This is a genomic window from Paenibacillus sp. VTT E-133280 (assembly GCF_002264385.1).
In the GTDB taxonomy this organism is placed as follows: Bacteria; Bacillota; Bacilli; order Paenibacillales; family Paenibacillaceae; genus Paenibacillus_AQ; species Paenibacillus_AQ nitricinens.
Window position 1 is genome coordinate 25,865 of the sequence record NZ_NFUX01000017.1, and the last position, 13,130, is coordinate 38,994.

Annotated in this window: 14 protein-coding genes; all 14 read right to left on the reverse strand. The window is 45.0% G+C overall.

Translation table 11 applies throughout. The annotated features are described in order from the left end of the window. Positions 1 to 22: 22 nt before the first annotated feature. A complete protein-coding gene (gene mtrB / locus CA600_RS10060) occupies positions 23 to 271 on the reverse strand; it encodes a trp RNA-binding attenuation protein MtrB (RefSeq protein ID WP_042190204.1) in 249 nt (82 codons plus the stop codon). Positions 272 to 388: 117 nt separating this feature from the next. After that, positions 389 to 661 (reverse strand): HU family DNA-binding protein, encoded by a 273-nt coding sequence (locus tag CA600_RS10065; protein ID WP_036676223.1) that lies wholly within the window; start codon positions 659 to 661, stop codon positions 389 to 391. 375 nt (positions 662 to 1,036) lie between these two features. After that, positions 1,037 to 2,515: a stage IV sporulation protein A gene (gene spoIVA, locus CA600_RS10070; RefSeq protein ID WP_094870067.1), complete on the reverse strand. Its 1,479-nt coding sequence runs from the start codon at positions 2,513 to 2,515 to the stop codon at positions 1,037 to 1,039. 410 nt (positions 2,516 to 2,925) lie between these two features. Beyond that, a complete protein-coding gene (locus tag CA600_RS10075) occupies positions 2,926 to 4,980 on the reverse strand; it encodes a serine hydrolase domain-containing protein (protein ID WP_094870068.1) in 2,055 nt (684 codons plus the stop codon). Positions 4,981 to 5,213: 233 nt separating this feature from the next. After that, complete coding sequence (locus CA600_RS10080) at positions 5,214 to 5,960, reverse strand: hypothetical protein (protein ID WP_256989803.1); 747 nt, start codon at positions 5,958 to 5,960, stop codon at positions 5,214 to 5,216. A gap of 30 nt (positions 5,961 to 5,990) precedes the next feature. Beyond that, positions 5,991 to 6,359 carry a 2Fe-2S iron-sulfur cluster-binding protein gene (locus CA600_RS10085; protein WP_094870069.1) on the reverse strand — a complete coding sequence of 123 codons (369 nt, stop codon included), beginning with the start codon at positions 6,357 to 6,359 and terminating at the stop codon, positions 5,991 to 5,993. A 34-nt stretch (positions 6,360 to 6,393) separates the two neighbouring features. Then, positions 6,394 to 6,573, reverse strand: coding sequence for a DUF2768 family protein (locus tag CA600_RS10090; RefSeq protein WP_094870070.1), 180 nt, complete (start codon positions 6,571 to 6,573; stop codon positions 6,394 to 6,396). Positions 6,574 to 6,768: 195 nt separating this feature from the next. Then, positions 6,769 to 7,044, reverse strand: a complete 276-nt coding sequence (locus CA600_RS10095) for a stage VI sporulation protein F (RefSeq protein WP_076284557.1) — start codon at positions 7,042 to 7,044, stop codon at positions 6,769 to 6,771. A 66-nt stretch (positions 7,045 to 7,110) separates the two neighbouring features. Continuing rightward, positions 7,111 to 8,151 (reverse strand): NAD(P)H-dependent glycerol-3-phosphate dehydrogenase, encoded by a 1,041-nt coding sequence (locus tag CA600_RS10100; RefSeq protein ID WP_094870071.1) that lies wholly within the window; start codon positions 8,149 to 8,151, stop codon positions 7,111 to 7,113. Beyond that, positions 8,144 to 8,761 (reverse strand): glycerol-3-phosphate 1-O-acyltransferase PlsY, encoded by a 618-nt coding sequence (gene plsY, locus CA600_RS10105; RefSeq protein WP_094870072.1) that lies wholly within the window; start codon positions 8,759 to 8,761, stop codon positions 8,144 to 8,146. The genes CA600_RS10100 and plsY overlap by 8 nt, the downstream gene beginning before the upstream one ends. A 12-nt stretch (positions 8,762 to 8,773) precedes the next feature. Then, positions 8,774 to 10,099 carry a ribosome biogenesis GTPase Der gene (gene der / locus CA600_RS10110; protein ID WP_042190218.1) on the reverse strand — a complete coding sequence of 442 codons (1,326 nt, stop codon included), beginning with the start codon at positions 10,097 to 10,099 and terminating at the stop codon, positions 8,774 to 8,776. Between the two features lie 169 nt (positions 10,100 to 10,268). Continuing rightward, entirely contained in the window at positions 10,269 to 11,591 is a 1,323-nt protein-coding gene (gene rpsA / locus CA600_RS10115) for a 30S ribosomal protein S1 (protein ID WP_179281584.1), read from the reverse strand. Between the two features lie 175 nt (positions 11,592 to 11,766). Next, positions 11,767 to 12,354 (reverse strand): lysophospholipid acyltransferase family protein, encoded by a 588-nt coding sequence (locus tag CA600_RS10120; protein ID WP_094870073.1) that lies wholly within the window; start codon positions 12,352 to 12,354, stop codon positions 11,767 to 11,769. Further along, complete coding sequence (gene cmk, locus CA600_RS10125; protein WP_256989804.1) at positions 12,351 to 13,061, reverse strand: (d)CMP kinase; 711 nt, start codon at positions 13,059 to 13,061, stop codon at positions 12,351 to 12,353. Before cmk ends, CA600_RS10120 begins: the two co-directional genes overlap by 4 nt. Between the last annotated feature and the right edge of the window lie 69 nt (positions 13,062 to 13,130).

Sequence of the window (13,130 nt, forward strand, 5' to 3'; positions counted from 1 at the left end):
AAAAGCAGGCTATGCCTGCTTTTCAGCTTTCGCTTTCCAATTGTCCGTGTTTCGTTAAAATCTCAGCTTTTCCGCGAATTTTCATTGCTGAGGTATGATCGGTAAACTGGGCAATCAACACCTCACCCTTGTCTAGCTTCTCTGTATGATGAAAGCGCGTATCCGTACCTCTAGTTAGCCCAATGACTTGAACGCCATTTTCTTTAGCCTTCACCACAATATAGTCGCTACCTGTCGGAAGCGGATTTTCGCTCGTATTTTTATCCGTCATCGCTGATCCTCCTCTAAACCTAATGTACAGCCCATGCTATTCCAAAAAACAAATGCCGCCTTGGAGGGCGGCATAGTTGTTACTTAAAAAGACTATGGGATTGATATGTAGAAATCTTTATTTGATTCCGTCTTTCAGCGCTTTACCAGGTTTGAATGCCGGTACCTTGCTTGCAGGAATTTCGATTTCTTCACCAGTTTGTGGGTTACGGCCTTTACGTGCGGAACGTTCGCGCACTTCAAAGTTTCCGAATCCAACCAGTTGTACTTTATCACCGCTTTGCAGCGCTTCTGTAATTGCTTCGAAAACCGCATCTACAGCTTTAGTAGCATCCTTCTTGGGAAGTTCAGTTGCTTCTGTAACTACATTGATCAAATCAGATTTATTCATGTTTTCTCACCTCCCTGAGTAAATTTCCGGTATCATACACTGTTTCCGTTTAAACGTAAAATATACGTGATAATCCCGTTTATTACTGAACACTGGCGCCCATAGACCTTGAAGCGCAACAAACTTATAGTAATACAGCCCATCCATAAATTCAAGCAGTTAGACAAAAAAGGAGTAGAAATTATCATCTACACTTGCATAAACATCCAATTGCTATCTAATTTTATAGACCTATAAGACCAGGTTAATTCTTCTTTTCAGAAATAAATTGAGTCAGATTCACCGTTATTATAGGAACTAGGAATCAAGTTTCATTATTTTTACGCATAAAAAGAGTGGGATCTCTCCCACTCTTCCAATCTGCTTAAATTTAAGTTAGAGAATAATTGCAATAAGCCCGCCTGAGCCTTCATTGATGATCCGGCCAAGCGTTTCTTGCAATTTGTAGCGTGCATTATCCGGCATCATCGCGATCTTGCCTTGTATACCTTCCCTCACAATGGAATGCAAGGAGCGCCCAAAAATATCGGATTCCCAAATCTTAATCGGGTCGTTCTCGAAATCCTGCATCAGATAACGAACCAACTCTTCACTTTGTTTCTCTGTACCAATGATTGGTGAGAATTCAGATTCAACATCAACACGAATCATATGAATTGATGGCGCGGTGGCCTTTAAGCGAACCCCGAAGCGAGAGCCTTGACGAATCAGCTCTGGTTCATCTAGCGCCATTTCAGCTAGCGAAGGAGCAGCAATACCATAACCGGTAGTCTTGACCATTTCTAAAGCTTCCGAGAAACGGTCGTACTCTCTTTTCGCGTGTGAGAATTCCTGCATCAGCTGGAGCAAGTGATCCTTACCGCGGATTTCAACCCCTACTACCTCCATCAGAACCTGATCATACAGCTCTTCTGGGGCATACAGATCGATCTCTGCTACACCCTGACCCATGTTCATACCACTTAGGCCAGCTTTATCGATAAAGTCATACTCTGTGAACTGAGATACGAGCCGGTCAACATCCCGCAAGCGGCGAATGTCTTTTACCGTATCGCGAACGGAGTTTTCATAGCTACTACGCAGCCAATGATTCTCTCCAAGCACCATGACCCAGCTCGGCAAGTTCACATTCACTTCATGAACAGGGAATTCGTATAATACTTCACGAAGTACACCGGTTACGTCCTCTTCAGTCATGTTTGCTGCGCTGAGCGTCATGACAGGGATATCGTATTTGATGGCTAGCTCACTGCGGAGCTGCTGTGCTTCCTCACTGCGTGGCCGAGTCGAGTTAATGACCAGCACAAATGGCTTACCCACTTCCTTCAGCTCTGCAATGACGCGTTCTTCAGAGTCCACGTACGAGTTCCGCGGAATTTCTGCAATCGTACCATCTGTTGTTACTACAACACCAAGCGTTGAATGCTCCTGGATGACCTTACGGGTCCCGATCTCTGCCGCTTCCTGAAAAGGAATTGGCTCCTCAAACCAAGGTGTAGAGATCATTCTTGGTCCATTCTCATCCTCGTAGCCTTTAGCGCCTTCTACAGCGTAACCCACACAGTCTACCAGTCGAACATTAACCTCAAGCCCTTCCGCAACCTTGATTTGGACTGCGCTGTTAGGCACGAACTTAGGTTCAGTGGTCATAATTGTTTTGCCTGCTGCGCTTTGCGGAAGCTCATCCACAGCTCTTACCCGATCTGCCTCATTCGTGATGTTAGGCAGGACAATTGTTTCCATGAAGCGCTTGATAAATGTCGATTTCCCCGTGCGAACCGCGCCGACGACGCCAAGATAAATGTCTCCGCCGGTACGCTCGGCAATGTCCTTGAAAATATCCACTTTTTCCAAAAGAGATCCCCTCCTCATATTACTCCGAAGAAAAAATGCCTGAAGAGCATCGACTTCGCGTTCCGCCGGTAATCTGACCCTTGCAGGACATCCACCGGACTTATCGTATGCCCGCCCGAAGCCTAGCTGCTTTCGACCGGGACGTACTGGCCCCGCGCTAAACTCCGAATGCTCGGACATGCATTTGGACTAGTATCATCATATGTATCCGGAACGAATTTATGACCCATAATCGCGCATTTTGCAATGTAATTTCTAAAAATCAGTTGTGCGCGCCGCAAGGCGTCTGACGCCCGGAAGCTTACTCATTCATCATATGAGGTAGGATTCATTGATAGAACTATTTTAGTGGATATGCATGAAGAAAATTATAGAATATTTGGAAGCTTAGAATGCTTTCATTCTACTCACTATTTCACTAGGGCAATACCAAAAGAAGATCCGGCATTCCCGGCAAATACAATATAGCCCTTCTCAGGCAGTACAACTTCATTTTTACTGCTTATGACCGTGTTATTTACGAGGGCTCCCGTTTCATCGTATACCATAAAAGCCCCTTTTGCCGGCATCTTGACTACCATTTTCTTTCCAGCTGCTGTTTCAGGAACGCTGAACCATCTAGCATAACCATCCGCCTGTATCGTAGTTATCGACGATTTGCCTTTATACAGCGGCATCACGCCGTCTTCACTCATATACAAGGTTCCAGCCGCATTAAAGAACTCTATGCCTTCTTTTGCATAGAAAAGAATATCCAATGTATCCCGGCCCGCGATGCCAGGAATTTCGTGCTGGCCCTGAGCCGTATTTGGACCTGTTATCTTCATATCTCTGAAGTAACCTTCGCTTGTCTGTATTGTTGGCCTAATCATGTTCATATAGGTGATGGAACTGAATTTCTCGCTGACTGGATAGTATGACTTACCTTCTCTTTTTGCCCACGCATCTGCGGTTTCTTTATTCAATGCTGCAACTTCCAATTTCTCCGCCTTGTATTCAGAAAATGCAAGCTGGCCTAATTCAGGAACCGAAATATACTGACTCATCCACAAATAAGTCCGTCCGTTACTTTCCTTAACAAAATTAACCTTTGTGCTGCCTTCCTCATCAACAAAAGTTCCATCTGTGGTGTAAATAAATTTTTGTTCCGGGGCAGTCGTTCCTGATAAAAAGAGTTCCCCGCCTTTAATAGTTACCTTCCATTGGCTGCTAAGCGCACTGTAATAACCTGCGAACTTCACAAGGTCTTTTGGCATGTCAGCCTTAACTGGCTTGCCAAATGATTTATCTGGCTTGATTTCTTTAATTACGCCCTTCTCTTTCATCGCCTGAAGGAGCAGTTCACTTGCCAGCAGCTGATTAATTACGGAGCTCCCCCCCGAGGAAATGACTGCTGCAGCCATATTCTGTTCTGGAAGCACGACAAGGGAGGAATGATACATCTGTGTGTCTCCTCCTTTAACAAGGGCTTTTATACCATAATCGTTAAAAGGGAATAATCGTACACTGTCCCAACCAAGTCCGTAGTCAGCAGAATTATCCCCGTCATCTTTGGGCCAAAATCCCTTTCTATACTCTTCTTGCTCCATGGCCTGTACTGATTTGGTTGAGAGTACATCTGCTCGCTTCCCAGTAAAGATTTCCGAGAATCGGACTAAATCCTCAGCAGTAGAGTAGATTCCGCCTGTACCAATAGCATTGGTCGTCTCCGTCGGGAGCTGGCCCTCGAAGGCAGGAGAGTAAAGACCTGCAAATTTGCTTGAATCTACCTTGTCTTGTGGCGTCATGGTATGGTTCATACCCATAGGTACAGCAAAATTATGATGAATGAATTCCGTGAAAGTCATTTTACTGACTCTTTCTACAAGAATTTCTGCGAGCGTAAACCCATCATTGCAATACACTGAAAAAGCTCCCGGTTCTGCCTTTAATTTCTGTGTAGACAAGTGCTCTAGCAGCGTATCGTGTACGTACGTATCTGGATCATCAAATAGAAATGCACTAGCTAAAGTCGAACCTTGAAAACCTGATGAATGATTCAACAACATGCGCGGAGTAATCTTTTTGTAACGATCATCTTCCATCATGAAATCCGTAATATATTGTACAACGGGTGTATCGAGATTGATTTTACCTTCATCCACTAATTTCATGACTGCTGAGGCGGTAAACATTTTGCTCGTAGAGCCAATACCATAGATGGTTTCCTTCGTTAAAGGGATTTTTCCTTCTATGTCGTTAATTCCTGATTGTCCCGATACTTTGATCACTCCATTGTCGATCAAGGCATACTGCACGCTGGTTATCCCATATTGTTCAGTTAGAAGCGCTGCTTTCTCAGAAGCGAGCTTCTCTAGCGGTTTAGAAGAAACCGCAACTACGCTGCTGGAAGCCATCGCGCCTATTGGAATAAGCGGGGTCAGGAGTAATGCCGCTGAAAGCGTCCATATGAATCTTTTTTTCATGTCATCAACATCCTTTTTCACTAATTTTGAATGATTACGAATTTTTCATGATTGATCTCTAGCCTGAACTGAATCTCCTTTCTTACCTTCATTCTAGCATTCGAGTCTTACCTGCTATTGAACTTAGCCTTAATTCCATCTGCGATTTATAACAGACCGTTAAGCTTCTGTTAAGACACAAAAAAACGCCTAATACTTCGGAAAATATCCGAAGTATTAGGCGTTCTTTAACTTTAGCTAGGAGGCTGCGGAACCGGCTGATTGTTAATCCATAGATACGGTAAAGACTTCACGGGCACGTAATACGAAGCTTCCTCCAAATCCAGTCGCAGGTCCTTTTTCTCGTCATGTTCTCCACCATTCTTTTCGATGGCAGCTATAATATCAAAGACATAATCTACGTAGACCGTTCCAGCCTTATCCATAATGAAATCAAGATTCTGACCGGAATAGACGCTAGTTAATGATATAGAGCTTGTACCTGCCTTCTTATGATCAATGGTGTAAACTCCTGGATATAGCTCATCAAGTACGGGCAAAGAGCCGTCATGAGCTGATTTATAACGATTTATCTGACGCTGCACATCATTCACCTTCTGGACGGTAACAAGATCCATAACCTTAACAACAGGATCGCTTTCCTCATTCAATATAAGAAAATAAGCACTTCCGCCCTGTTCAAAAGCCGTAGCCGGAATATCATCCAAATATCCCTTATTGTTCAGCTTGCCTAGGTCTATCCGGAACTTCTCATATCTTGGAGTGGCTTCATCCGCATTAAGGATCGGAAGCACACCTTCCTCCTGTTGAAAATCATCAACGGCGGCTTGTATCCGCTTAACACTTTCTCGATAATTAACGCTAGCACGCTTTTCTTCTCCGGGATACAGACATCCCGAAAGAGTAAGAGTGATTGACACCACTACTAGAAAAAGTCTTGCTCCTGCCTTTAGTTTCTTCTTTCTGCGTATAAACTCCAACCGAGTCCCTCCCACGGTGACAATCTAACACTACCACAGCTCATCTTCTTCCCCACGCCGCGCAGCTTCAAGCTTACGGCGTACAGCAGCCTTAAGTGGATCTTCTGGCACCTGAACGGTCACATCGCTCCATACGGCAGCCTGACAGGCCAGACGCACTCCTTCTTCTAACGTAGTTCCAAGCTTACGTCGTTCAATATCTCCTGGCGGTCTCAGCGCTGTGGCCTCTTCATTCGCAATTTTAACCTTGCACATCAGACAGCCTGCTTTTCCTCCACAGCGTGTGGTTATTGTCACTCCGGCTTTACGAGCTGCTTCCAGTAACGAGATACCGCGATTTACCACAGCTTTACGACCTTCAGGTTGAAATATAACGGTGACGCCATTTTGCGATTTCATGATGTTACTTCCTTCCTTAACATTATGTAACTGCTTACATAATCGAAACAACTCCGCCCAATAGGCCAACTAACATGATGATAAACGCAAGGATAGACAGCAGTGCTTTAAGCAGTCCCTTTGTTTTGCTCCGAGCAAAAGTTATTAGAAATACAGACAGTCCCATAATCAGCATTGCAATCAGGGACAACCACATTTTTGTCATCGGATCCAAGGTCAAAGCCCCCATTCGCCTGTAATATATTAGGGATTATTATATCATGACCTTATCCTATTCTGTAAAAAAACATCATTTTTTATATATTATTATTAAGATATTTTAGCTGTGAGAGTTTACCAATAAATAAAAAAAGAGCAAAAGATAACAGAATCTCATGGATTCTGAATCTTTTGCTCACCCAACCTAAAGCTATTTTTTAAGCATCATTTTCATTAAAGACTCCATTGTGCCGGAACCTGCGCCGCCTTTTTTGACGGCATTAACAATTTCCTGCACAGTAGCTTCACTGACCGGCACTTTCGCCATCGATGACACCTGCTTAATTAACTGGCGGAGCTGGGCTTCATTCTGCGTAGTTCCTGGTTTGACCGTACTGGCTAGCTTTTTGACGGCACTTTCCGTAATGTTCTTGCCCGCCTTTTTGTTAATGGCGTTCAATGCATCCTTGGAAAAATCTCTGCTCACTTTTCATCCCTCCTCCGTCAATCCCCAATACAACATATGAGAATTTGCGGAAAAAGGTGAACAGGATCAGGAATGCCACTGCTCCCAAGTTTCCTGAGAAATCGCCTCAAGCTCAGGTTTACGATCACGGCCCATCAGAGCTTCAACAGCACTACGTGGACTTCTACCTTTAAAAAGAACATGATAAATTTGATCTGTAATAGGCATTTGGACCCCTAGCTTGATGGAAATGGCATAAGCAGCCTCCGTGGTACGAATACCTTCGACAACCATTCCCATCGACTCCAGCACCTCATCCAGTGGTTTTCCTTGCCCGAGCATAAAGCCAGCACGCCAGTTACGGCTGTGCTGGCTCGTAGCAGTCACTACAAGATCGCCAACACCTGCAAGCCCTGCAAAGGTCAATGGATTCGCTCCAAGCTCGACTCCTACCCGGGAAATCTCGGCCAGACCACGTGTCAGAAGCGCCGCCTTAGCGTTATCCCCAAACCCAAGACCATCGGATAGACCTGCACCGAGTGCAATAATATTCTTTAGTGCGCCGGCAAGCTCTACTCCTACCTGATCACGGTTCGTATATACACGAAAATCATTGTTTATGAACAATTCCTGTGCTTCAGCAGTACGCTTATCATCAGGTGAAGCCACAACAACTGTAGTAGGACACAGGCGAACTACTTCCTCTGCATGACTCGGTCCGGAGAGAACGACAATCTGCCCTTCGTCACAGCCGAGTTCTTCAGCAATAACGATCGACATCCGTTTCTTGCTTTCAGTCTCAAAGCCCTTCGTAGCATGAACGCATAGCATTTCATCCTTCCAGAACGGCTTCAGACTGCGAGCAACCTGTCGCATACCTGAAGATGGGGCTACAATTACAACCGCTTTAGAACCGGAAACTGCGGTCTCCATATCGGTGGTTGCAATGATGTTTGCGGGCAGGGAAATCCCAGGTAAATACTTATTATTGATATGAGAACCATTGATCTCGGCAGCTTGATCAGAGTTACGTGTCCACAGATAAACTTCCGAGTGATTCGCAGCCAGCACACTTGCCAGCGCAGTTCCCCAGCTCCCCGCTACTAGTACGGTTACTTTATCAGACAACACGATTCCCTCCTTTTACTTTTGAGCCTATCTTGTTCTCACGGCCCTCTACAATCTTAACAATGTTCGTCCGGTGCCGCCAGAAGGCAAAAACCGCGATGATAATACTGGTCCAGAGCACAGGCTGTGTAAATCCTGTCAACAATAGAAAGACTGGTGTCAGCGCGACAAAAATCAACGAGCCAAGTGATACGTAACGAGTGATAAAGATAGATCCTATGGCGATAGCACCAGCGAGCAGTGCAGGCCATAAACACAGTGTGGCCATAACACCGATCGTAGTAGCGATGCCCTTTCCCCCACGGAAACGAAAGTAAAGCGGCCAGTTATGTCCGACAATGGCAGCGATTCCGCAAAGAGCAGCAACCCAGGTTCCCCAGCCGCCTACCCAAGTTCCTAACCAAACTGCGGCAACACCCTTCAGTACATCCAGAACTAGCACAGCTATCGCAGGGCCTTTTCCCAGTACACGCAGTGTATTGGTAGCCCCCGCATTGCCGCTCCCATATTGACGGATATCAATTCCCTTTAGCAGCTTGGCGAACAGCACACTAAAGCTGACAGAACCAAGCAAATAGCTTACAACGATAACCAGAAGTTCAAGCGCCACACTTCTTCTCCCCTAACCTTCGTTTTCGGATTTGCGCCGTGTAAAGAGACGGATTGGCGTTCCCTCGAAATTAAACGCCGCGCGGATTTTATTCTCCAAGTAACGTTCATAGGAGAAGTGCATCAGCGATGGGTCATTTACGAACACCACGATCGTCGGTGGCTTCACCGCAACCTGCGTTACGTAGTTAATACGTAAGCGACGGCCTTTGTCAGTTGGAGGAGGGTTAATTGCAATAGCATCCGATACAACATCGTTCACCAGATGCGTAGTAATGCGTAGTGCATGTTGTTGAGATACATGCTGAACCACTGGAAGCAGTTTTTGCAGGCGCTGTTTAGTTAAAGCCGACAAGAAGACAACCGGTGCGTAACTCATAAACAAGAAATGGTCACGAATCTTAGACTCGAAGTTCTGCATAGTCTTGTCGTCTTTCTCAATGGCATCCCATTTATTCACAACAAAAATAGATGCTTTACCAGCTTCATGTGCATAACCAGCAATATGCTTGTCCTGGTCGATAATGCCCTCTTCACCGTTAATTACAACGAGAACCACATCAGCCCGTTCAATCGCCCGCATAGCACGCATAACACTGTATTTCTCAATGTTCTCATATACCTTGCCTTTTTTGCGCATACCTGCAGTATCGATAAGCACATAACGTTGTCCATCACGTTCAAAAGGTGTATCAATAGCATCTCGAGTAGTACCTGCAATATCACTAACAATAACGCGTTCTTCACCCAGAATTGCGTTAACTAAAGAGGATTTACCTACATTCGGACGGCCAATCAAAGCTACACGAATGACATCGTCATCATACTCATCATCTATTTTTTCCGGCAGACGTTCTACAACAGCGTCCAATAAGTCACCGAGTCCTGTACCATGACTACCGGAAATTCCGATTGGATCTCCAAAGCCCAGGCTATAGAACTCATAAATATCATCTGCACGCTTCATATTATCCACTTTATTGATGGCAAGAACGATCGGTTTACCTGAACGGAACAGAATCTGAGCTACCTCTTCATCTGAATTCGTCACACCACTCTTCGCCTCACACATAAATACAATAACATCTGCTTCTTCAATCGCCAGCTCCGCTTGAACGCGGATGGATTTCAGAATCGTGTCATCTCCATCAATTTCAATACCTCCGGTATCAATCACACTGAACGACTTACCGTTCCAATCTGAAATACCATAAATCCGGTCACGTGTAATCCCCGGTTTATCTTCTACAATGGCCAATCTATCGCCAATCAGCCGATTAAAAATCGTCGATTTCCCGACGTTAGGCCTCCCAACGATTGCCACAACGGGTCTTGCCATATTCATTCCTCCTGTCATCCTTACGATACTCATCATAGCAAAAAACATTAAAATTGGCTAACACTCATGTTAGTTCCAATAAATCTTTCTGTCGCTGGAAAAAGAGAATCGGCGAACCCCCGTATCGAGGGCTCGCCGATTACTTTACCCGTATATTCAAAAAGCAGGATTAGTTATTACCTTTGAATTTGTCTAACTTGTCTCCAAAACGTTCAGCAAGCGTAAAGCTAAGGCCTTCGTTACTTAGAGAAACGTTAGGGTTATTCAATACTTCTTTAGGAGCTCTGTCTCTGCTGTTGCTGCGTTCAGGTCTAGCAGTAGGTGCTGGAGCTTCTTCAGTTTCTTTGATGCTCAGGCTAACACGTTTCTCGGATGGATTGAAGTCCAGTACTTTCACTTGTACTTCTTGTCCTTCTTTCAATACTTCGTGTGGAGTAGCAATGTGTTTGTGGGAGATTTGTGAAATGTGCACAAGACCTTCCACACCTGGAAGCAATTCAACGAATGCTCCGAAGTTCACAAGACGTTTTACAACGCCTGTTACAACATCACCGATGTTGATTTCGCCAGCAGCAGAGTCCCAAGGACCTGGAGCAGCAGCTTTAATGCTCAGGCTGATTTTTCCTTTTTCAGGATCAACCTTAAGTACTTTAACACGTACTTTATCTCCTTCAGAAACTACATCAGAAGGCTTCTCTACGTGATTCCAAGCGATTTCGGATACGTGCACAAGACCGTCAACTCCGCCAACATCAACAAATGCGCCGAATTGGGTCAGACGTTGTACAGTACCTTCAATGATTTGACCTTCAGACAGTTCAGCCATAATTTTAAGCTTGTTAGCTTCGAACTCTTCTTCGAGAACTTCTTTAGCGGACAAGATTACTTTGCTGTTCTCACGGTCAAGTTCTTTCACTTTAACGCGAAGGGTACGGCCTTTGTAATCGCTGAAATCTTCAACGAAGTGACGCTCAACCATGGAAGCTGGAATAAATCCACGTGCTCCAACATCAGCTACTAGACCGCCTTTAACAACGTCAGCCACAGTAACTTCGAAAGCTTCTTGGGAAGCAAAGTACTTCTCAAGATCTTCCCATGATTTTTCGCTGTCAATAGCACGTTTGGAAAGAACAAGGCTTTCCTTGTTGTCGTTGATGCTAACAACTTTACATTCTACTTCCTGTCCAACTTCTACTGCTGCAGCAGCGTTGTCCAGTTGTACTGCGGACAATTCGCGAATTGGAATCACACCGTCGTATTTATATCCAATGCTTACATAAGCTTGGTTATCTTCGATTTTGACGATTGTTCCTTTCACGGTATCGCCTTTTTTCAAAGAAATGATTTCCAAGTCAGCTTGATTAGTCACTTCTTCTTCGTTAACGGCAGCAACTTCTTCTACAGCTCCGTTATTTTCTGTCACAGCGGATTCCACCGCTTCTACGGTTTCATTACTCTCCGTAGCTTCCTGATTTTTAATTTCTTCAGACATGTGATTAGCCTCCTCGATTCAAAACCCCATTTATTTAAACCTGCGTATAGCAGAGTTCAAAACAAGCATTGCTTGGTATTACAAATTACACTTGATGATAGTATGTTCCAAAAAATAGCGACTATGCCGTTATTTAATCATAGCACAGGACGAAATTTGTGATTCCGTTTATCCCTTAACCAACGGTTGGTATACCCGACTTCTTCATCTCATTGATGCGTTCCATAATGACATCGGTAACAGCCTCGAGAGATTCACTTCCTGCACCGGCAAATTGACTGAGATCTATAGGAGCCCCATAGACTACAACCATCCGTCGAAAGGGTTTGTACTCACCGACAATTGCGGCTGGAACAACTGCAGCACCGCTTCGAAGTGCAAAGCTTGCAGCACCTTTCTTGGCAACTCCGGCATCAGAGTTCCGCGTACCCTCCGGGAAGATACCCATGACATTACCACCACGAAGTGTGTTAAGGGCCGTTTTAATGGATTCTTTGCTTACGCCACCACGTTTAACCGGAAAAGCACCCAATTTGTTAATGAGCCAGCCAAGCACAGGAACCTTAAAAAGTTCTGCCTTAGCCATATACTTTACCTGACGGTCTAACTTAATCCCGATAGTCATCGGATCCAGCAAACTAATATGGTTGGCACAGAGCAGCACCCCGCCCTCCTTTGGCACATTCTCTTCCCCCACAATCTTAAGCGGGAAAACAATTGCGTAAATCAAGCGAAGCAATCCTCGGCAAAATACATAAATCATAAATGATTTCTCTCCCCGTCAACATGAGATCTACAATGGGATACAATGGCCTCCACAACTTGATCGATATCCATAAAGGTCGTGTCCAGAAGAATTGCATCTTCCGCACGGCGCAGCGGTGAAATTTCCCGTCCTTCATCCAGACGATCCCGCTGTGCAATATCATGTTCAAGCTGCTGAAGCGTCACCGATTCCGCGCCTCTCAATTCCTTATAACGACGGAGAGCTCTTTCTTCCACACTTGCCGTCATAAAAATCTTTACTTCGGCATCGGGCAGCACGGTCGTACCGATATCGCGGCCATCCATTACAACGCCTTTGCGAAACGCCATCTGACGCTGCAAATGACTCAGTCTGGACCTTACACCTTCGATCTTCGAATACTGCGACACAAGGCCGCTAACCTGAAGACTCCGAATATGCGGCGTTACGTCTTCCCCATTAATCAGCACCTTCTGGATGTCTTTTTCCGGAATAAGCTCAATAACCATATCGTGAACTTTCTGGTTCACTTGATTCTGATCTTCCGGTTCTATGCCTTCTCGGATCATATACCAGGTGATTGCCCGGTACATTGCGCCTGTATCGACATAAATATAAGACAACTTCTGGGCTACCAATCGGGCTACAGTACTCTTGCCTGCCCCGGCAGGTCCGTCGATGGCGACGTTAATTCTGTCGTAAGTATGTGTACCCTGCCTATCCAACGGGGCATTCCTCCTCAAACACTCTTTCATAAGAAAAGCATCTAGCGATGTCAAGTTCGTTCCTGCAAT